The sequence below is a fragment of the Catellatospora vulcania genome, assembly GCF_009720385.1.
Lineage (GTDB): Bacteria > Actinomycetota > Actinomycetes > Mycobacteriales > Micromonosporaceae > Catellatospora > Catellatospora vulcania.
This window is the reverse complement of sequence record NZ_ML769301.1, coordinates 315,182-334,302: the sequence shown is the minus strand read 5'-3', so window position 1 is coordinate 334,302 and position 19,121 is coordinate 315,182. Positions and strand designations below refer to the sequence as shown.

The window sequence follows — 19,121 nt, the reverse complement described above, 5'->3', positions numbered from 1 at the left end:
TGGGCTCACGCCCGGGGTGGACGTGCGGGTTTCACTCGAATACGCCGTGGTAGATGTCCTTGATGTTCCAGTGCCCCGGGGTCGGCACCGGCTCGTTGACCATGGGCACGTCCAGGACCGCCGGTCGGCGCCGCTGCACTGCCGTACGCAGCGCGGCTACGAGGTCCGCCGGCTGCGCGATGTCGTAGCCGTCGGCGCCGCAGGCCCGGCCGAGCGCGGCGAAGTCGGGGCTGTAGGGGTTGCCGTCGGGGTCGCGGAACTCGCAGCCGTAGCTGCGGCCGAAGTTCGCCGCCTGCAGGTCCGCGATGGTGCCGTGGGCGCGGTTGTTCATCACCAGGAAGATCACCGGCAGCCCGCGCTCGACGGCCATCGGCAGCGCGGGCAGCTGCGCGCTCATCCCGCCGTCGCCGATGAGCGCCACGACGACCTTGTCCGGTGCGGCCAGCTGCACGCCCAGCGCCGCGGCCGGGCCGAAGCCCATCGTCGACGCGCCGCCGGGGGTGATGAACCGGCCCTCGGCGGGCAGCGGGTAGCACTGCGCGACGCCGTTCTTGTTCCAGCCGACGTCGGTCACCAGGATCGCGTCGGCCGGCAGGGCGGCCCGCACGTCGGCGAGGATGCGCTCCGGGCGCAGCGGGAACTGGTCGCTGCGGCCGCGCTCCGCGCTCCCGGCGAACAGCGCCGACCGGGCGGCCGCGATGTCGGCTCGCAGCTCGGGCCGCGACCGGCCCTGGGGCAGCTGGTCGAGCACCTGCCCGGTGATCGCCTGCACCGCCAGAGTCGCGTCGGCCACCACGCCGATCTCGACCGGGTAGTTGCGCCCGATCTCGGCCGGGTCGATGTCGATCTGGATCAGCCGCGACGGCGGGAAACGCCAGGTGTAGGCGGGATCCCAGGAGCTGGCGTCGGTCTCGGCGAAGCGGGTGCCGATGGCGAGCACGACGTCGGCGTGCAGCGCGTAGCCGTTGGTGCTCTCGGTGCCCCAGAAGCCGGGCATGCCCAGCAGCAGCGGGTGCTCGTCGGGGACGGCACCCTTGGCCATGAGGGAGTGTGCGATGGGGATGTCGAGGTGCTCGGCGAGCGTGAGCAGGGCTGCGCGCCCGGCGCCGCGGCTCAGGCCGCCGCCGAGGTAGATGAGCGGCTGCCGCGCCGACACCAGCTCACGGGCGATGCGTGCCGCGTCGTCCGCCGGAAGCGCCGGGGCCGTCGTCTGCACGGGCAGCGGGTGGCGGGCGGTGTGCCGGTCGGGCAGCGGCCGGGAGAACAGGTCCATCGGGACGTTGAGCAGCACCGCTCCGGGTCGGCCGGAGGTCGCGGTCCAGAACGCGCGCTCGGTGAAGCGCGGCAGGTCCTCGACCCGGTGCGCGTGCCAGGCCCGCTTGACGAAGGGCCGGAAGATCGCCGTCTGGTCGGCGTCGGCGTGCAGGTTGACCTCTTGGTGCGGGTGCCTGCCGTGCAGGTAGGACGGCACGTCCCCGGCGATGGTCACCAGGGGCACCGAGTCCAGCGCGGCGGTGGCCACCCCGGTGACGGCGTTCATCATGCCGGGGCCGACGTGCACCAGCAGCACGCCTGGCTTGCCGGACACCCGGGCGTACCCGTCGGCGGCGTGCGCTGCGGCCTGCTCGTGCCGGGCGATCACGAACTCGATGCCGACCTCGTCGAACGCGGCCAGCAGCGCGATGTTGGTGTGGCCGCAGGTGCCGAACACGTACTCGACGCCGTACGCCTGGAGCTGCCGGGCCATGGCGAGGGCGCCGGTGCCGCCCGCGACGTCGTCGGCGGGCAGCCGGGTCTGGGTGTCTGTGCTCATCGGTGCTCCTCTGTCGCTCGTACGAGGGCTGCTCACCCGTGCTCACCCCAGATCGACATGCCGCGCAGCAGCATGGTCTTCACCGTGGTGAAGTCCTCGATCATCAGGCGGGGGGACTCGCGGCCGAAGCCGGAGTCCTTCACCCCGCCGAAGGGCACGTGGTCGAGGCGGAAGTTGGAGGATCCGTTGACCACGAGCCCGCCGACCTCCAGCTCGCGCCACGCGGTGAAGACCCGGCCGAGGTCCCGGGTGAACAGTCCGGCCTGCAGGCCGTAGCGGCTGTCGTTGCAGTCGGCCAGGACGGCGTCGAAGTCGTCGTAGGGCAGCACCGCCACCAGCGCCCCGAACACCTCGTGCACCACGACGGCCGCGTCGGCGGGCGGTCCGGCCACGACGGTGGGGAACACGGTCGCGCCGTCGCGATGGCCGCCGGTCGTGATCGAGGCTCCGCCGTCCACCGCCTCGGCGGCCCACGACACCACGCGCTGCGCGGCCGTCTCGTCCACCATGGAGCCGACGTCGGTGGCGGGGTCGAGCGGATCGCCGACCACCAGGGTCTCGACCTCGGCGGTGAGCACGTCCAGGAACTGCGCGTAGCGGTCGCGGTGCACGTACACCCGCTGCACCGAGATGCAGCTCTGACCGGAGTTGGAGTAGCCGGTGCGGGCACAGACCCGGGCCGCGGCGGCGATGTCGGCGTCCTCGCACACGATGGTGGCGGCGTTGCCGCCCAGCTCCAGCACGAGCCGCTTCGCGCCGGCCGCGCGGGCCACGGCCGCGCCGGTCGCCGCGCTGCCGGTGAAGCTGATCACGCTGACCTCGGTCAGCGCGCACAAAGCCGCCCCGACGTCGCCGCCGCCGTGCAGCAGCTGCACGGCCGGCAGGGGCGCACCGGCCTCGATCAGCAGCGCGACCACAGCCGCGGAGACCGCCGGCGCCTGCGGCGGGGCCTTCACGATGGTCGTGTTGCCCGCCGCGAAAGACGCGCCGAGCTTGTGCGCCAGCAGGTTGGCCGGGGCGTTGAACGGCGTGATCGCCAGCGCCACGCCCGCCGGCGCGCGGTAGGTCAGCGCGGTGTTGCCGATCCCCCGTCGCCAGCCCGCGACCGGCAGCACCTCACCGCCGATCTGGCGCGCCTCGGCCGCGCAGACCGTGAACGTGTCGGCCACCCGGTCCATCTCGCCCAGCCCGTCGCGCAGCGGCTTGCCCAGCTCCAGGGCGATGAGGTGGGCGATCTCGGCGCGATGCGCCTGGGCCAGCCGGGCCGCGGCCTCCAGGATGTCCGCGCGGGCCGCCGGGGCCAGCCGTGCCATGTGCCGGGCCGCACCGCGCGCGTAGGCCGCCACGGCATCCACATCGGTCGCCGCGGCAACGGGTGCCCTGCTGACCACGGTGCGGACGTACGGTCCCATTCGCTCGTCGTACGGTCCATCCACGATCCAGTTCCCGGCGACCAGTGCGGCAGCCGTGTACACCGCATCTGCGGACGGCTTGAGAATGGCGTCGAGCACCTGATCCTCCTTCGTGGACCACTCTGTGGTTCTACTGGACCGCTCTACGGACTGGGTGTAACGTACGGGCGTCCGCTGGATCTAGCAAGGGGTCGAGTCCGGAACGTTACGGACGCGTGAAGGCGCCGCCAGGCCCGCAGGTCATCGAGGGTCGTGATGGGATGCTCATCCGCAGTCCATCGGCAGGAACGTGAAGAGAGCGAGGAACCGTGGGGGCGGCAACGAACAGAGCGGCCGGCCGGCAGCGCGCGGCGGAAGACGAGCAGGCCGCAGCACCGCAGTCGGCCGCCGAGGGCGGTGACCAGCAGGGGGTGCGCAGCGTCCAGCGGGCATTGGACATCCTCACGCTGCTCACGGCCGAGCGGCCGACCGTGACGGTCCGCGAGATCACCGAGGCCACCGGCCTGGCGAAGACCACGGTGATCCGTCTGGTCTCGACGCTGGAGCAGAGCGGCCTGCTCTGGGCGACCGCGAGCGGCTACATGGCCGGCCCCGGCCTGTGGCGCTGGGCGCATCTGGCGCACAGCAGCTGGGAACTGCCTCCGGAGACCCAGCGCGGCATGCGCGAGCTCGCGGCGCGCCAGCGCGAGACGGTCAACGTCTACGTGGCCCGCGACGTCTTCCGGGTCTGCATCGCCCAGCAGGAGAGCCCGCAGGCGCTGCGCCACGTCGTGCACGTCGGCGACGAGCTCCCGCTCTGGGCCGGGGCCACCGCCAAGGTGCTGCTGCGCGACGCGAGCCCCGCGCTGCTGGCCCGCGTCGCCCGCAGCTCGCCCTACGGCCCCGGCCACGTCAAACGCCTGCAGGAGTGGATCGACGAAGCCGCCGTCGCCGGGTACGCCGTCAGCCACGGCGAACGCGACGAGGGCCTGTCGGCGGTGGCCGCCCCGATCCTGGGCCGCTCCGGCGCGGTCGTCGCCGCGCTCAGCCTGAGCGGGCCGACGCTGCGCTTCACCGAGGCCCGCGTAGCCGAGTTCGCGGCGGAAGTGAAGCGGATGGCCCAGCAGGTGTCCGAGCGCGGCTTCGACCACCCGCTCGGCACATCCCTCTAGGGCGCGCCGCGCCGGCGTGCCCCGTGTCAGCCAGCCCACCCGAGGAGACCATGCATGGCGCAGCGACCGCTTGCCGGCATCCGCGTGATCGACCTGACCAATGTGCTCGCCGGACCGTACTGCACCTATCAGCTCGCCCTGCTCGGCGCCGAGGTCGTCAAGGTCGAGATCCCCGGCGTAGGTGACCTCGCCCGCCGCCTGGGCCCCGATCCCGAACTCAACGAGGCCGCGCTGGGCGCGTCGTTCCTCGCCCAGAACGCGGGCAAGAAGTCGGTGGAGCTCGACCTCAAGGACGACGCCGACCGGGCCTGCTTCGCGGAACTGGTCGCGGCCGCGGACGTGCTGGTGGAGAACTTCCGCGCCGGTGTGCTGGCCCGGATCGGCTTCGGCTGGGATCAGCTGCGGGAACTGAATCCACGGCTGGTCTACTGCGCGATCAGCGGCTTCGGCCAGACCGGGCCGATGAGCCAGGCTCCCGCGTACGACCAGGTCATCCAGGGATTGTCCGGGATGATGAGCATCACCGGCACCGAGGACACCGCGCCGCTTCGGGTCGGCTTCCCCATCAGTGACACGCTCGGCGGACTCACCGCGGCACTGGCCGTCACGGGCGCGATCGCCGGCCGGGAGCGCCACGGACTCGGCTCCTACCTGGACGTGTCGATGCTGGAGGCGTCCGTCTCGGCGATGGGCTGGGCGGTGTCCAACCATCTGGTCGGCGGGGTGCCGCCCCGGGCGATGGGCAACCAGAACCCCACCGCCGCCCCGTCCGGCACCTTCCACGCCGCCGACGGCCCGCTCAACATCGCGGCCAACCGGCAGGAGCAGTTCGAGAGCCTGTGTCGCTGCCTCGGCCGGCCGGACCTGGTGACCGACCCGCGCTTCGCCGAGCGCGAGCAGCGCAAGGCGCACCGCGACGAGCTCAACGCGGAGCTGAATGACGCCCTGCAGGCCCGCACCGCACTGGCCTGGGAGCAGGAACTCAACCGGATCGGCGTGCCCGCCGCCCGGATCCTGACCGTCCCGCAGGCCGTCGAGCTGGACCAGCTCGCCCACCGCCGGTTCTTCGCAGACGTGCGCTTCCCGGGCGGGGCCACGGACCGGCGGCTGCGCCTGTCCGGCACGGGCGTGCTGGTCGACGGTCAGCCGCTGCATCCCGCCGACGCGCCACCGCTGCTCGGCGAGCACAACGACGAACTCGCCGAGATCACCCGGCGCTGGCGCAAGTCCGGGTCCTGACATCCGGCGCGATCCCCCTCTCCGTCACGTCGCCGCCGCGGCGGTGAGGGCGGAGAAGTGGCGGTACATCCGCTCGATGTCCGGCGATATGCCGGTGATCAGGCGGAACGTCTCCGCGGCCTGAGCCACGACCATGCCGCCGCCGTCGAGGGTCCGGCAGCCCGCGACCTGCGCCTGGCGCAGCAGCTCGGTCAGCAGCGGCCGGTACACGATGTCCGCGACCCACATCCGGGCCCGCAGCAGCCCGGCCGGCAGTGGCGTCGCGCCGTCCCGGCTCATGCCGACAGGTGTGGCGTTGACCAGCCCGTCGGCCACCGCCAGCCGCTCGTGCGCCTGCTCGACCGACCGGGCGGTGTGGACGGTCACCGGCCGGTCGTCGGGCGCGGCCCGCCGCACCACCTCGGCGAGGCGCTCGGCTCGGTCGGCCACCAGGTCCACCACGGTCAGCTCCCGCACCCCGAGCCGCACCAGGGCGAAGGCGACCGCGGTGCCCGCTCCCCCGGCGCCCAGCAGCACCACGTCGCCGACCGCGGCGTCGGCCAGGCCGCGCCGGAAGCCGGTGAGGAAGCCGGACCAGTCGGTGTTGTGCCCGACCGCTCGGCCCTGCCCGAACACCACCGTGTTGACCGCCCCCAGCGCCGCGGCGTCGGCGGACAGCTCGTCGAGATACTTCACCACCGCCTGTTTGGACGGGTGCGTGATGTTCAGTCCGGCGAATCCGAGCTGCGCGGCCTGGGTCACGAGCATGCCCACGCCTTCGGCGTCCAGGGCGAGCGAGTCGAGGTCGATGCGCTGGTACAGGTAGCGCACGCCCAGCTCGTCGGCCTCCCGCTCGTGCAGCGCGGGGCTGAGCGACGGACCGAGGTCGGAACCGATGAGCCCCACCAGGAAACGCCGTCCGTCCGGCACCAGGCCTCCCGTTGTTATACGAGCTAGTACGTTAATTAGCGACAAGGGGGTGTGCGAAGTCAAGGGCTGTGCACCGTTCTGCGCGAGTGGACGGTCGGTTCAGTGCCGTTCGCCGGCGAGTCGGCCGGCCAGGCCGCGCAGCGCCAGCTCGTACCCCGACGGTCCCAGTCCGACGACGAAACCCCAGGACCGGGCGATGGTGATCGGGTGCCGTTGGTCCGGTCCCGGCCGGAAGATGTTCGCCAGGTGCACCTCCACGACCGGCTGGTGCAGCAAGCCGAGGGCATCCAGCAGCGCGATTGAGCTGTAGGCCAGATCTGCCGGATTGACCACGACGGCCGCCGCCTCGTCCTTCGCCTCGTGCACCCAGGCGACGAGCCGGTCCTCCTGGTCGGTCTGGGCGAAGAACAGGTCGAGGCCGAGTTCCGCGGCCAGTTGAGCACACCTGTGTTCGATGTCGGCGAGCGTGGTCTTCCCGTGGAGGTCGTTGCCGGGCCGGCCCAGCAGGTCGAGGCGGGGCCCGTTGAGCACGAACACGCGGTGTGTCACAGCGGCCCTCCCGAAAAGTTCAGAACCGTTAGCCAGACCACCTGCACCACCTGGTGGACGCGCACCAGCATAGGTCGCGTCCTTTCCACTGAGCAATGTGCACGGTATGCGAGGCGAGCCGCATCGAGGTTCCACTTAGCGGTCCTACTAGCCCGATGAGTGGACTCGGCGGTAGGGTCGGGCGGTCAGTCCAGGGACCGCGGGAGGCGACATGAGCGGCACGCAGGACCCGACGGCGACGATGGTCGCGGACTGGTGGGCGACGTCCGTCTCCCGCATGGCGCCGGGCGTGGTCGAACTGCGCGGCCGCCCTGTCCAGGACCTGATCGGCTCCACCGGACTCACCGACATGATCTGGCTGATGCTGCGCGGCGACGTGCCCGACCCGCGCCGGTCGGCGCTGCTGGAGGCGGCGCTCGTCGCCGGCGTCGACCACGGCCCCCACGCGCCGTCGATCGCCGCCGCACGCATGGCCGCGACCTGCGGCATCGGCTTGAACAACGCCGTCGCCACCGGCGTCAACCTGCTCGGCGACTCCCATGGCGGGGCCGGGCAGCAGTGCGTCGAGGTGCTGACCGACATCTGCGCGCGGCAGGACGCCGGCGCCGATCTCGGGACCGCTGTCGAGGAAACGCTGACCGCCTGGCGGGCCCACTCGCGTTACATCCCCGGCTTCGGGCACCGCTTCCACCCGGTCGACCCGCGGCGCGATCCCCTGCTGGGGCTGGTCGACGCCGCCGTGTCCGACGGCGTCGTCGCGGGCCGCCACGCCACCGCGGCCCGCGCGGTGGAGGCCGCGCTCCAGCGGCCGGGCCGGCGTCCGGTGCCGATGAACATCGACGGGGCGACCGCGGTCATCTACGCCGAGCTCGGCTTCCCCGCACCGCTGGCCCGGGGCCTGTTCGTGCTCAGCCGCAGCATCGGCATCCTGGCCCACGCCTGGGAGGAGACCCAGCAGGGCCGGCGCAACAAGGGTCCGATCCCGCCCGCGATCCTGCCGACCTACCTCGGCCCCTGAGCAGCCGAGCCGGCAGGGCCCGCGAGCCTGTCCCGTAGGGTGAGCCGCATGCATCGAACCAGGTCCGCGTGAAGGTAGCCCTGCTAGGACCGGTCGCGTGGCGCACACCGCCACATCACTACGGGCCGTGGGAGCAGGTGACCAGCCTGCTCGCGGAGGGTCTGACGGCCCGCGGCGTCGACGTCACCCTGTTCGCCACGCTCGACTCGCGCACCGCGGCGACCCTGGACGGCGTATGCGCCCACGGCTACGCCGAGGACCCGGCGATGGACGGCCGCGTCTGGGAGGCGATACACGTCGCGCATGCGTTCGGCCGGTCGGCGGAGTTCGACCTCGTGCACAACCACCTGGACTGGCTGCCCCTGGCCTTCTCCGAGCAGTGCCGCGCGCCGCTGCTGACCACCGTGCACGGGTTCTCCGGCGCGGCCATCCTGCCCGCGTACGCGCGCGCCCGGTCCCGTTACGTCTCCATCTCCGACTCGGACCGCTCCCCCGACCTCGACTACGCCGCGACGATCTACCACGGCATCGCGTTCGAGCAGTTCCCGTACCGCGCCGAACCCGGGCGCGGGCTGGTCGTGTTCGGCCGGATCCATCCCGACAAGGGCACCCGGACCGCGATCGAGATCGCGCGACGGGCCGGGCTGCCGCTGACCATCTGCGGCATCGTGGCCGACCAGCGCTACCACGAGGAGCAGATCCTGCCGCACGTCGATGGCGAGCAGGTCGTCCACCTCGGCTCGGTCGGGCCGGAGCAGCGCGGCGAGATCCTGTCGTCGGCCGCTGCGCTGCTGCATCCGATCGCGTTCGCCGAGCCGTTCGGGCTCGCCGTCGTGGAGTCGATGGCCTGCGGCACACCCGTGGTGGCGTACGCACGGGGATCGATGCCCGAGGTCGTCGACGAGGGCGTGACCGGGCGCCTGGTGCACAGCGTGGCCGAAGCGGTGGCAGCCGTGTCCCGCATCGGAGACATCGACCGGCAGCGCTGCCGCGACCGGGCCAGGGAGCGGTTCTCGGCCGACCGGATGGTCGACGACTATCTCCGGCTGTATCACACGATCGTCGATTAACACCTGGTTACTGCTACTGTCAAGATGCCAAGACGCCCGCAAGGGTGCAATGTGGTTCCCGGGCGACGTCCCTGGAGACCCGGACCGCTCGCCGCACACGCAGGCCGAGCGGACGCCTTCACCGCGTGAGGCCGCCTTCCCGTGCGGAAGGGCGCCGATGAACCGGAAGGCATCGTCAATGCCCACCAGTTATGGCTTTGTCAGCACCCATCCGCCGACCGCGTGCGGGCTCGCCACGTTCAACTCCGCCCTGTCGGGGGCGCTGTGCCCGGACGGCATGCCCGGCGGCATCGTGCGCGTCACCGCCGCCGGGGAACCGGACACCCCGGACCCCAAGGTCGTGCACACCTGGTCCGGCGACGACGCCGACGGCTGGCAGCTCGCCGCGAAGGCCCTCGACCACTTCGACGTGGCCGTCGTGCAACACGAGTACGGCATCTATCCCGGTGCGGACGGACATGACGTGGTGCCGATGCTCCGGCAGCTCACCATGCCCGCCATCGTGGTGCTGCACACGGTCCTGGCCGCCCCGACCGCCCGGCAGAAGTCGGTGCTCGAAGAGGTCGCGCAGGCGGCGGACGCGGTGGTCGTCATGACCGCGACCGCCCGGGACCGGCTCGCGGCCGGCTACGACGTCGATCCCGGCAAGGTGACCGTCATCCCGCACGGAGCCCACGACCACGCCGCCGCCCCGGCCGTCAAGGGACCGCGCCCGCACCTGCTCACCTGGGGACTGCTCGGGCCCGGCAAGGGCATCGAGTGGGCCGTGCGCGCCCTGGCCCGGCTGCGGAACCTGCCGCACCGCCCCGTGTACACGATCGCCGGCAAGACCCATCCGCGCGTGCTCGAACAGCAGGGTGAGCAGTACCGCGACGGGCTGGTCGAGCTGACGCGGGTGCTCGGCATCGAGGAGTCGGTCCACTTCGACCCCGTCTACCGCGACGACGCGTCGCTGGGCCGCCTGATCCGCTCGGCGGACGTGGTCCTGCTGCCCTACGACTCGCGGGAACAGGTCACCTCGGGTGTGCTCATCGAAGCCGTCGCCGCGGGCGTGCCCGTCGTCGCGACCCGCTTCCCGCACGCCGTCGAGCTGCTGACCGGCGGTCCCGGCATCCTGGTGCCGCACGGTGACGCCCCGGCCATGGCCGACGCCGTCCAGAGGATCCTGACCAGTCCCGACGGCTCCGCGCTGGGCGGCGCGCCCAGCCCTGCGCTGCTGTGGCCCGCGGTCGCGGACCGGTATGCCGCGCTCGCGCAGCGGCTGCTGACCGCCGACCGGGCCCTGATCGCGGCTGCTGCGTGAAGGTCCCGGAGCCGAACTTCGCCCATCTCATCCGGCTGACCGACGACACCGGCCTGTTCGAACACGCCAGGCTCGCCGTCGCCCGCCGGGAGCACGGCTACTGCACCGACGACGTCGCCCGCGGGCTCGTCGTCGTCAGCCGCGAGGCCGACCCCTCGACGGATCTGGTGCGGCTGGCCGAGTGCTACCTGACGTTCCTCAACCACGCCCAGGCCAAGACCGGCGCGTTCCACAACCGGCTCGGCCACGACCGGCAGTGGGCCGACCAGGCCGGTCTCGGCGACTGGTGGGGCCGGGCGCTGTGGGGCCTGGGCACCGCCGCGGCGCGCCATCCGGCGTCCTGGATACGCGACTCCGCGCTGACCGCGTTCAAGCTCGGCACCTCACAGCGCTCCGGCGACCCGCACGCCATGGCGTTCGCGGGGCTGGGCGCGGCCGAGGTGCTGCGCGTCGACCCGGGCGACGTCGACGCGGCCGCCCTGCTGGCCGACGCCGCCACGGCGATCGGCCCACCGGGCGAGGATCCGGACTGGCCGTGGCCGCTGCCCCGGCTGACGTACGCCAACGCCGCGCTCGCGGAGGTCGTCATCGCCGACGCGGCGGCCCGCGGCGACGACGCCGCGCTCGGCACGGGCCTGCGCCTGCTGGCCTGGATCCGCGACGTCCAATCAGGCCCGCACGGACTGCGTGTCGTCCCAGCGGGTGGCTGGGCCCGGGGCGAGGAGCGGGCCGACCGGGATCAGCAGCCCATCGAGGTCGCCGCGCTGGCCGACGCCTTCGCCACGGCCGCGGCGGTGACCGGCGACCCGGCCTGGGAGGCCGATCTGGAGCGGGCCGTCGCCTGGTTCCTCGGCGTCAACGACGCCGGTGCGGTGATGTGGGACGAACGCACCGGCGGCGGCTACGACGGGCTGACGGCGTACGGGCCCAATCTCAACCAGGGCGCGGAGTCGACGCTGGCGCTGCTGTCCACGCTGCAGCATGCCCGGGCGAAGGTCCCCGCATGACGCCCGCCGAGCTCGCCGTCCGGCACGAGGTCACGCTGGCGCCCGACCCGCGGCGCGTGATCGTGAAACTGTTCGTACCCGGCGAGGACGCCGTGATGGCCCGGACCCGGGCCTCCGGTCTCGTCGAGCGGATCACCGCGCTCGACGACCGGGCCGCGGCCCGGCTGCTGGACGAGGTCATGCACGGCTTCGGCAGCCGGCATGACGAGCTGGCGGCCACCTTCCGGCACCACTTCGACCTGGTCAGGCACCGGGTCAGCCCCGACCGTGAGCTACCGGACACGATGCGCACGCTCATCGGCGCGTTCTTCAGCCACGAGTACGCCGTGGAGGGGGCTGCCCTGTGCAACCCGTCCATGGTGGAGCACCCCGACCAGTCCGGACTGTCCGACGGGCAGCTGCGTGTCGCGGTCAGCCTGCGCCAGATCGGCGAGGGCCACCTGTCGTCCATCGGGTTCGCGACCGCGGTCATCGGACCCGGCGGGGACCTGGACCTGACCCCGCGACACGGCCCGCTGGTCGTCGGGGCGCGCGTCAGCGCGGTGCACCGGCGCGACCTGCTCGCCGCCGGGCTGGACGAGGAGGCGTACGACGACGAGGTCTCCGCGACCGTGCTGGGACTGCTGCCGGAGCGCTTCGACCACCAGGAGTTCGAACGCACACTGGCGCTGATCCCACCCGACCTGCTGCACCGGGCCACCGCGCAGCGCACCGTGGAGCAGCTGCGCCGCACCATCGCCGACAGCTATTCGGTGCTCTTCCCGGCGCAGGTGCCGCTCGACCGGCGGGTGCTGTGGCCGAACAACCCGTCGGAGAGCAACGGCATGGAGGACGCCCGCTTCGTCAGGGTCACCGGCGAGGACGGCGAGCCGGTCTACCGGGCGACCTACACCGCGTACGACGGGCGGCAGATCGCCTCGCGGATGCTCGGCAGCGCCGACCTGACCCGCTTCGAGGTGACCCCGATGCGCGGGCCCGGCGCCCGCAACAAGGGGGTGGCGCTGTTCCCCCGGTCGGTCGAGGGCAGGCAGGTGGCGCTGTGCCGGTCCGACGGCGAGACCCTGGGGCTGACGACGCTCGACGGCGACAACCGCTGGGCCGAACCCGTCCCGCTGCTGCGGCCCGGCCGCACCTGGAGCCTGATCCAGGTGGGCAACTGCGGTTCGCCGCTGGAGACCGACGCCGGATGGCTGGTGCTCACGCACGGCGTGGGGCCCATGCGGCAGTACGCCATCGGGGCGATGCTGCTGGACCTGCACCGGCCGGAACGGGTCGTCGCGGAGCTGCCGGGCGTGTTGCTGGCTCCCGCGGAGGGCGACCGCGACGGGTACGTCCCCAACGTCGTCTACTCGTGCGGCGGGCTGCTGCACCGGGGTGCGCTGTGGATGCCGTACGGCGCGAGCGACGCCCGGGTGGGGTTCGCCACCGTCGGCGTCGCCGCGATCCTCGACGCCATGCGGCCCGTCTGACAAGGCATAGACACTCGTCTTGACGGCGGCGGGCTCGCCCCGGAGACTTTAGCCGCGCCCGGAGAGCGCTCTCCGGCCACCGTGCCGTGTCTGGGCGCGTCCTCCTACTCCCCCGGAGTCAATCCATGAACCGTCGACGGCTCGCGCTGCGCCTGAGCGCCGCCACGATCGCCGCCACCCTGCTCGCCGCCTCCGGCGGCGCTCCCGCATCCGCGCTCACCCTCGGCAACACCGGCAGCGGCCGGCCGGCGCTCGCGCTGGTGGGCACGCGGATGTACATCGCCTGGGCCGGCTCCTCCGGCACCGCCGCCGCCAGACAGCTGGTCGTCGGCTACTCCACCAGTGCCGGCCTGCGCATCACCAAGGTGCCCGGCAACGAGCGGGTGCCGCAGGGCGAGGGCGCCGCGCTCGACGCCGACGGCGCCGGCGTCCACCTCGCCTGGCCGGCGGGCGACAACGGCAACACCCTGACCGCCGCGTACACCACCGGGGCAGCGCTGACCTGCCGGACCGCCTTCACCGGGGTGGTGTCCGCGCACGCACCGGCACTGGCGACCGATCCCGCCGGCGTGCGCTATCTGGCCTGGACCGACCTCGCCGGCCGGCTCAACGTCGGCCGCCTCAACAGCTCGGCCTGCGCGAGTGGTGGAACGATGACGCTGACCAACCGGGTGGTGCTGCCCGACACCAGCGCCGCCGGGCCGGCGCTGGTCTACGACGACAGCGGCAGCAGCAACCTGGGCCTGGTACTGGCCTGGGCCTCCGGCGACGGCGCGCACAGCATCCAGGTCGGCTCGTTCACCGGCTCGGCGACGTTGAGCCACCGTTCGCAGGTCACCGCCGCGGTCGGCAGCACCGCCGCACCCGGCCTGTCGTCGGCGACGGCCGACCTTTACGTCACGTTCCGCGGCGACAACGGCTCCGTCTTCTACGGATACTCCGAGGGCTGCATCCCGACCTGCTTCTACGCCAGCGACCTGGGCGAGCAGGCCGCCGCCGGGGTCGGGCAGCCCGCCGACGGCGATTACCACTATTACACGTATTTCGACCCCACCGGGCACCTGGTGATCTCGCGCCTGTGAACCGTCGCGGTGCCCGGCGTCGTGCGCTCCAAGCCGCCGGGCACCGCGGCGCGTGCCGTGTCCTGGCGCGCCCCCTTGCCCGCATCGCCCTCCTTCGATACCGTCCGGTGAGGTGCGGCAAACGTCCCGCTCATTACATGCCGCACGAGTTGGGCCCCCTCGATCCGAGAGGCGCGACACATGGCATTCACCCCACGACGCACCATCCGCAGCGCGCTCGCCGCCACCGCGGCCACGCTGCTCCTCGCCGGCCTCAACCCAGGCGTGGCGGCAGCAGACGAACCCGACCCCCGCATCGGCCTCGGCCCCGGCTGGCTCGACGCGCCGTCGGCGATCAGCAACCTCGAACACCTCGCCCACGTCGACAAGCCGCCGGGCTTCGTCAACCCCGCGAACCCCGGCGACTTCGGGTTCGTCGCGTCGGACCTCGCGTTCACCGGCCACTACGCGATCATGGGCAACTTCAACGGGTTCAACGTCTTCGACATCGCCGACCCGTCGGCGCCGTCGATCGTGACGAGCGTCGTCTGCCCGGGCGGGCAGGGTGACGTGTCGGTCCACGGCGACCTGCTGTTCATGTCGGTCGAGGAGTCCCGCGCCCGCGTCGACTGCGGCACGAACCCGACCGTCGGCGAGCGGTTCCAGGGCGTGCGCGTGTTCGACATCAGCGACATCACCACGCCGACCCAGGTCGCGGCGGTCCAGCTCTGCCGTGGCTCACACACGCATTCGCTGGTGACCGACCCCGAGGACCCGGCCAACCTCTACGTGTACGTGTCCGGCACCACCGGGGTGCGCCCGGCGACCACGATGGCGGGCTGCAACAACAACACGGCCGACGGCGAGAACCCGTCCCGCTGGCGCATCGACGTCATCAAGGTCCCGGTCGCCGACCCCGCCGCGGCGGCGGTCGTCAGCGGCCCGCGCCTGTTCGCGAACCCGGACACGGGCGCGGTCGACGGGCTGCAGAACACGCCGCCGGCCCCGACACACCCGTCCGGGATGAACTGGGGTCCCACGCCCATCACCGACGCCTGCCACGACATCACCGCCTACCCGGATCTCGGCTTGGCGGCGGGCGCGTGCGAGGGCAACGGCATCCTGATCGACATCTCGGACCCGGCCAACCCCGTACGCCTGGACGAGGTCGCCGACCCCAACTTCGCGTACTGGCACTCGGCGACGCTGACCAACGACGGCAGGAAGGTCATCTTCACCGACGAGTGGGGCGGCGGCACGGGAGCCCGGTGCCGCCCGACCGACCAGGCCGACTGGGGCGCGAACGCGGTCTTCGACATCGTCGACGGCAAGATGGAGTTCCGCAGCTACTACAAGCTGCCGGTGCCCCAGTCGCTGACCGAGAACTGCGTCGCGCACAACGGCTCGCTGATCCCGGTGCCCGGCCGCGACATCATGGCCCAGGCCTGGTATCAGGGCGGCATCTCACTCGTCGACTACACCGACTCGGCGCACCCGAAGGAGATCGCGTACTTCGACCGCGGCCCGATCTCCGCCACCGCGCTGGTGCTGGGCGGCATGTGGTCGGCGTACTGGTACAACGGCGAGATCTACGGCAGCGAGATCGCGCGCGGGTTCGACGTCTTCGGGCTCAAGCCGAGCGGGTACCTGACCGCGGCGGAGATCGCCGCGGCCCGGGAGGTCCAGCTGCCCGAGTTCAACAGCCAGCACCAGACGAAGATCACCTGGGCGCCGAGCTTCGCGGTGGCGCGAGCGCGCTTCGACCAGCTGGCCCGCACCTGCACCACGACCGTCGACGGCCGCCACCACGGCCCGCTGACGGTCACCGGAGTCACCTGCCTGCGTGGCGCGACCGTCAACGGCCCGGTCACCGTGCGCAGGGGCGCGACGCTGCTCGCGATCGACTCTACGATCTCCGGCCCCGTGTCGGCGTCGTCGGCGGCCGCGGTGCACGTCTACCACAGCACCGTCCGCGGTCCGGTGACCGTCTCCGGTGCCACGGGCAGCGTGGCGGTGGTCGACACGACCGTGCACGGCCCGGTCTCGCTGTCCGGCAACAGCACGCCCGGCGTCGAACCGATCGTCGCGGACAGCACGATCAACGGGCCGCTCACCTGCTCGGGCAACACTCCCGCGCCGATCAACCTCGGTGCGGCCGACACGGTCCGCGGCCCCGCCACCGGCCAGTGCGCCGCGCTCGACTGAGCGCCCCGCGAAAGATCACGGGCGGCCCACCGGCTTCGGTGGGCCGCCCGCTCGGCGTTTCGGGCAAAATAGACGGCATGCCCGTACAGCTCAACCACACCATCGTCATGGCCACCGACCGGGACCGGTCCGCGGACTTCCTCGTCGACCTGCTCGGCCTCGCACCGGCCGCGACCTACGGCCCGTTCCGGGTGGTACAGCTGGCCAACGGCGTCTCGCTCGACGTCGTCCGCGCCGACGGCCCGATCCGCACCCAGCACTACGCGTTCCTGGTCACCGAAGAGGAGTTCGACCAGATCTGGGCGCGCATCCGCGACCTGCGCCTGACGTTCTGGGCCGACCCGTTCCACAGCCGGCCGAACGAGATCAACCACCACGACGGCGGCCGCGGCCTCTACTGGGAAGACCTCGACGGGCACAACCTCGAAATCATCACCCGGCCCTACGGCGGATGACCGGCGGTCCGGCGGTCGTGTGTGGACGATGCCGCCGCCGCCCGCGAATACTGAGTCATGCTCAGTAACCGCCGCCTCGTCATCGCCGCCGTGGCCGCCGCCGTCGCGACCGGGATCGCGGTGTTCGCGGTCGTCGCCCTGCCAGGAGACGATCCCGGCCCGGTGGAGGCCGCTCCGACGCTGCGCGTCGTGCAGCCGGGCGCACCCGGCCAGTCGGCGCGTACGCTCTCGCCCGAAGACGTCGCCCGGCTGTCCGCGCCGCCGCACAACGCGGCCGACACCGCGTTCATGCGCAAGATGATCCCGCACCACGCCCAGGCACTGGAGATGATCGCGCTGGTCGCCGACCGCAGCCGGAGCACCGGGATCGCACAGCTGGCAGAGCGGATCAAGATCTCGCAGCAGGACGAGATCGCGCAGATGGAACGCTGGCTGTCGAGCAGGCAGGAGGCGCTGCCGTCGCCGCACGCGAACCACGTGGGCCACGGCGACCTGATGCCCGGCATGCTGGACCAGGCCGATCTGACCCGCCTCGCGCAGGCGAGCGGCCCGGCGTTCGACCGGCTGTTCCTCGAGTACATGATCCGGCACCACCAGGGTGCGGTGACGATGGTCGACCAGCTCTACCAGGCAGGCGGCGGCATCGAGCCGGCGAGCGACCGACTCGCCCGCGAGGTCAACGCCGACCAGCAGATCGAGATCCGCCGGATGCGGGAGATGCTCGGCGGCCTCCTGCCCTGACCTGTCTCACCAGGCGACCGGCGGCGAATCCACCCCGCAGCCGCTTGTCCCCGGTCACGCGGCATATCGAAGGTGTTGACAGTCTAGAGATCGACCTGTTTAGTAAGGAAAGTTACCTTACAGTTCGTGGCTTGGCCGCTCCCGAGCCCGGGGAATCAGGGAGGACCTCGATGCTCCACACCCGACGCCGGCTGCCCCTCGCCCTCGCCACGGCGCTGATCGCCCTGCTCGGCACCGCGCTGGCCGTGGTCCCCGCCGGGACCGCGCGCCGCGCCGAGGCCGCGCCCGCCACCTTCGCCCATCCCGGCGTGCTCGTCAGCCGCGCCCAGCTCGACTTCGTCCGCGGCAAGGTCAACAGCAACGCCCAGCCCTGGCGGCAGGCCTACGACCAGATGATGGGCAGCCGCTACGCCTCGCTGACCCGTGCCCCGAAACCGCGGGCCGTGGTCGAGTGCGGCTCCTACTCCAATCCCAACCTCGGCTGCACCGACGAGCGCGAGGACGCGATCGCCGCGTACACCATGGCACTGGCCTGGTACATCACCCGTGACAACCGGTACGCGGACAAGGCCATCCAGATCATGGACGCCTGGTCGGCCGTGATCGTGGACCACACCAACAGCAACGCGCCGCTGCAGACCGCGTGGGCCGGGTCCACCTGGCCGCGCGCCGCCGAGATCATCCGTTACACGTACACCGGCTGGCCCAACGTGAACCGGTTCGCCACCATGCTGCGCAACGTGTACCTGCCCGAGGTGATCAACGGCAACACCACCAGCAACGGCAACTGGGACCTGAGCATGAACGAGGCCACCCTGGGCATCGCGGTCTTCCTGGAGGACCGCAGCGCCTACGACCGCGCCGTCACCAGGTTCCGCAACCGCATGCGCGCCTACTTCTACCTGGCCACCGACGGCGCGGTGCCGTACGGCCCCGGCGGCGGCATCGACACCACCAGCGAGATCATCAGTTACTGGCAGGGCCAGAGCACCTTCGTGGACGGGCTGTCGCAGGAGACCTGCCGCGACTTCACGCACACCGGCTACGGCATCTCCTCAGCGACCCACATCGCCGAGACCAGCCGCATCCAGGGCCAGGACCTGTATCCCGAGTTCACCGACCGGCTGCGCCACGCGCTCGGCTTCCACAGCAAGTACCAGCTCGGCACCGCCGCGCCGTCCTGGCTGTGCGGCGGCAGCCTGCACCTGGGCCTCGGCCCGATCACCGAGGTCGGCTTCAACGCGCTGAACTTCCGGCTGGGCATCGGCATGACCAACACCCAGACGCTCACCCTCAACCAGCGCCCCGCCGGCACCAACAACCTGTTCGTGGCCTGGGAGACCCTCACCCACGCCGCCAACCCGAACTGACCGGCGGCCGCCGGCCGGCAGGGGTCACCCCTGACCGGCCGGCAGCCCGTCCGTATCGGGCTGGAGCACGGTGGACGCCTGGGCGCTGGTCATCACCGGGATGACCTCGAACTCGACGAGATCTGCCCAGCGGGCGATCCAGGCCGCCAGCAGGGTGAGGTCGTCGCATTCCATGAGCTGGAAGCAGCGGCCGAACCCGGCCTCGACCCAGCTGTCGACGTAACGCAACCCCGGCGGCAGCATGCGCCCCTGCTCACGGGCGCGCTCGTACACCGGCCGGGCGTTCCCGTCGCGAAACCGCTCCACCACCATGAACAGCACGACATCCGATGGTACGCAGCACAGCGGC

Annotated in this window: 17 protein-coding genes; 12 read left to right on the top strand and 5 right to left on the bottom strand. The window is 72.1% G+C overall.

Annotation, left to right across the window (positions count from 1 at the left end; all coding sequences use genetic code 11):
- Window positions 1-31: 31 nt before the first annotated feature.
- Together F6W97_RS01520 and F6W97_RS01515 are read right to left on the bottom strand one after the other, a co-directional pair.
- Window positions 32-1,813, bottom strand: coding sequence for a thiamine pyrophosphate-binding protein (locus F6W97_RS01520; protein ID WP_230686314.1), 1,782 nt, complete (start codon window positions 1,811-1,813; stop codon window positions 32-34).
- A gap of 32 nt (window positions 1,814-1,845) precedes the next feature.
- Complete coding sequence (locus F6W97_RS01515) at window positions 1,846-3,324, bottom strand: aldehyde dehydrogenase family protein (RefSeq protein ID WP_155368281.1); 1,479 nt, start codon at window positions 3,322-3,324, stop codon at window positions 1,846-1,848.
- 209 nt (window positions 3,325-3,533) lie between these two features.
- Here F6W97_RS01515 and F6W97_RS01510 point away from each other — a divergent pair, with 209 nt between their 5' ends.
- Window positions 3,534-4,376 (top strand): IclR family transcriptional regulator, encoded by an 843-nt coding sequence (locus F6W97_RS01510; RefSeq protein ID WP_230686313.1) that lies wholly within the window; start codon window positions 3,534-3,536, stop codon window positions 4,374-4,376.
- Between the two features lie 54 nt (window positions 4,377-4,430).
- Window positions 4,431-5,615 carry a CaiB/BaiF CoA transferase family protein gene (locus F6W97_RS01505; protein WP_155368280.1) on the top strand — a complete coding sequence of 395 codons (1,185 nt, stop codon included), beginning with the start codon at window positions 4,431-4,433 and terminating at the stop codon, window positions 5,613-5,615.
- A 24-nt stretch (window positions 5,616-5,639) separates the two neighbouring features.
- On the opposite strand, the gene F6W97_RS01500 is transcribed toward F6W97_RS01505, so the two are convergent.
- Window positions 5,640-6,524 (bottom strand): shikimate dehydrogenase, encoded by an 885-nt coding sequence (locus F6W97_RS01500; RefSeq protein ID WP_155368279.1) that lies wholly within the window; start codon window positions 6,522-6,524, stop codon window positions 5,640-5,642.
- Window positions 6,525-6,623: 99 nt separating this feature from the next.
- Window positions 6,624-7,073: a type II 3-dehydroquinate dehydratase gene (locus tag F6W97_RS01495; RefSeq protein ID WP_155368278.1), complete on the bottom strand. Its 450-nt coding sequence runs from the start codon at window positions 7,071-7,073 to the stop codon at window positions 6,624-6,626.
- A 211-nt stretch (window positions 7,074-7,284) separates the two neighbouring features.
- Between F6W97_RS01495 and F6W97_RS01490 the strand changes: the two genes are divergently transcribed.
- The 10 genes from F6W97_RS01490 (at window position 7,285) to F6W97_RS01445 (ending at window position 18,772) form a co-directional block, all read left to right on the top strand.
- Window positions 7,285-8,091, top strand: coding sequence for a citryl-CoA lyase (locus tag F6W97_RS01490; RefSeq protein WP_155368277.1), 807 nt, complete (start codon window positions 7,285-7,287; stop codon window positions 8,089-8,091).
- 68 nt (window positions 8,092-8,159) lie between these two features.
- Window positions 8,160-9,161, top strand: coding sequence for a glycosyltransferase family 4 protein (locus F6W97_RS01485; protein WP_155368276.1), 1,002 nt, complete (start codon window positions 8,160-8,162; stop codon window positions 9,159-9,161).
- 178 nt (window positions 9,162-9,339) lie between these two features.
- On the top strand, window positions 9,340-10,464 hold the full coding sequence (locus F6W97_RS01480; RefSeq protein ID WP_155368275.1) for a glycosyltransferase: 1,125 nt from the start codon (window positions 9,340-9,342) through the stop codon (window positions 10,462-10,464).
- Complete coding sequence (locus F6W97_RS01475; protein ID WP_155368274.1) at window positions 10,461-11,471, top strand: glycosyltransferase; 1,011 nt, start codon at window positions 10,461-10,463, stop codon at window positions 11,469-11,471. The genes F6W97_RS01480 and F6W97_RS01475 overlap by 4 nt, the downstream gene beginning before the upstream one ends.
- The gene (locus tag F6W97_RS01470) at window positions 11,468-12,940 is read left to right on the top strand and encodes a glycoside hydrolase family 130 protein (protein ID WP_155368273.1); all 1,473 of its coding nucleotides are present in this window, start codon (window positions 11,468-11,470) and stop codon (window positions 12,938-12,940) included. The genes F6W97_RS01475 and F6W97_RS01470 overlap by 4 nt, the downstream gene beginning before the upstream one ends.
- A 125-nt stretch (window positions 12,941-13,065) precedes the next feature.
- Window positions 13,066-14,022, top strand: coding sequence for a hypothetical protein (locus tag F6W97_RS01465; protein ID WP_155368272.1), 957 nt, complete (start codon window positions 13,066-13,068; stop codon window positions 14,020-14,022).
- 180 nt (window positions 14,023-14,202) lie between these two features.
- Complete coding sequence (locus F6W97_RS01460; RefSeq protein WP_155368271.1) at window positions 14,203-16,206, top strand: hypothetical protein; 2,004 nt, start codon at window positions 14,203-14,205, stop codon at window positions 16,204-16,206.
- Window positions 16,207-16,283: 77 nt separating this feature from the next.
- The gene (locus F6W97_RS01455) at window positions 16,284-16,661 is read left to right on the top strand and encodes a VOC family protein (protein ID WP_155368270.1); all 378 of its coding nucleotides are present in this window, start codon (window positions 16,284-16,286) and stop codon (window positions 16,659-16,661) included.
- 57 nt (window positions 16,662-16,718) lie between these two features.
- Window positions 16,719-17,402 (top strand): DUF305 domain-containing protein, encoded by a 684-nt coding sequence (locus F6W97_RS01450; protein WP_155368269.1) that lies wholly within the window; start codon window positions 16,719-16,721, stop codon window positions 17,400-17,402.
- A gap of 170 nt (window positions 17,403-17,572) precedes the next feature.
- The gene (locus F6W97_RS01445) at window positions 17,573-18,772 is read left to right on the top strand and encodes an alginate lyase family protein (RefSeq protein WP_155368268.1); all 1,200 of its coding nucleotides are present in this window, start codon (window positions 17,573-17,575) and stop codon (window positions 18,770-18,772) included.
- Window positions 18,773-18,796: 24 nt separating this feature from the next.
- On the opposite strand, the gene F6W97_RS01440 is transcribed toward F6W97_RS01445, so the two are convergent.
- Window positions 18,797-19,084: a DUF3303 domain-containing protein gene (locus F6W97_RS01440; protein WP_230686393.1), complete on the bottom strand. Its 288-nt coding sequence runs from the start codon at window positions 19,082-19,084 to the stop codon at window positions 18,797-18,799.
- Window positions 19,085-19,121: the final 37 nt, after the last annotated feature.

What these genes read in the sequence shown, in the direction of transcription:
- F6W97_RS01465 (WP_155368272.1), top strand. Translation starts at nt 13,066, where the DNA reads ATGAACCGTCGACGGCTCGCGCTGCGCCTGAGCGCCGCCACGATCGCC.
- F6W97_RS01445 (WP_155368268.1), top strand. Translation starts at nt 17,573, where the DNA reads ATGCTCCACACCCGACGCCGGCTGCCCCTCGCCCTCGCCACGGCGCTG.
- F6W97_RS01470 (WP_155368273.1), top strand. Translation starts at nt 11,468, where the DNA reads ATGACGCCCGCCGAGCTCGCCGTCCGGCACGAGGTCACGCTGGCGCCC.
- F6W97_RS01490 (WP_155368277.1), top strand. Translation starts at nt 7,285, where the DNA reads ATGAGCGGCACGCAGGACCCGACGGCGACGATGGTCGCGGACTGGTGG.
- F6W97_RS01480 (WP_155368275.1), top strand. Translation starts at nt 9,340, where the DNA reads ATGCCCACCAGTTATGGCTTTGTCAGCACCCATCCGCCGACCGCGTGC.
- F6W97_RS01460 (WP_155368271.1), top strand. Translation starts at nt 14,203, where the DNA reads ATGGCATTCACCCCACGACGCACCATCCGCAGCGCGCTCGCCGCCACC.
- F6W97_RS01505 (WP_155368280.1), top strand. Translation starts at nt 4,431, where the DNA reads ATGGCGCAGCGACCGCTTGCCGGCATCCGCGTGATCGACCTGACCAAT.
- F6W97_RS01520 (WP_230686314.1), bottom strand. Translation starts at nt 1,813, where the DNA reads ATGAGCACAGACACCCAGACCCGGCTGCCCGCCGACGACGTCGCGGGC.
- F6W97_RS01455 (WP_155368270.1), top strand. Translation starts at nt 16,284, where the DNA reads ATGCCCGTACAGCTCAACCACACCATCGTCATGGCCACCGACCGGGAC.
- F6W97_RS01440 (WP_230686393.1), bottom strand. Translation starts at nt 19,084, where the DNA reads ATGGTGGTGGAGCGGTTTCGCGACGGGAACGCCCGGCCGGTGTACGAG.
- F6W97_RS01450 (WP_155368269.1), top strand. Translation starts at nt 16,719, where the DNA reads ATGCTCAGTAACCGCCGCCTCGTCATCGCCGCCGTGGCCGCCGCCGTC.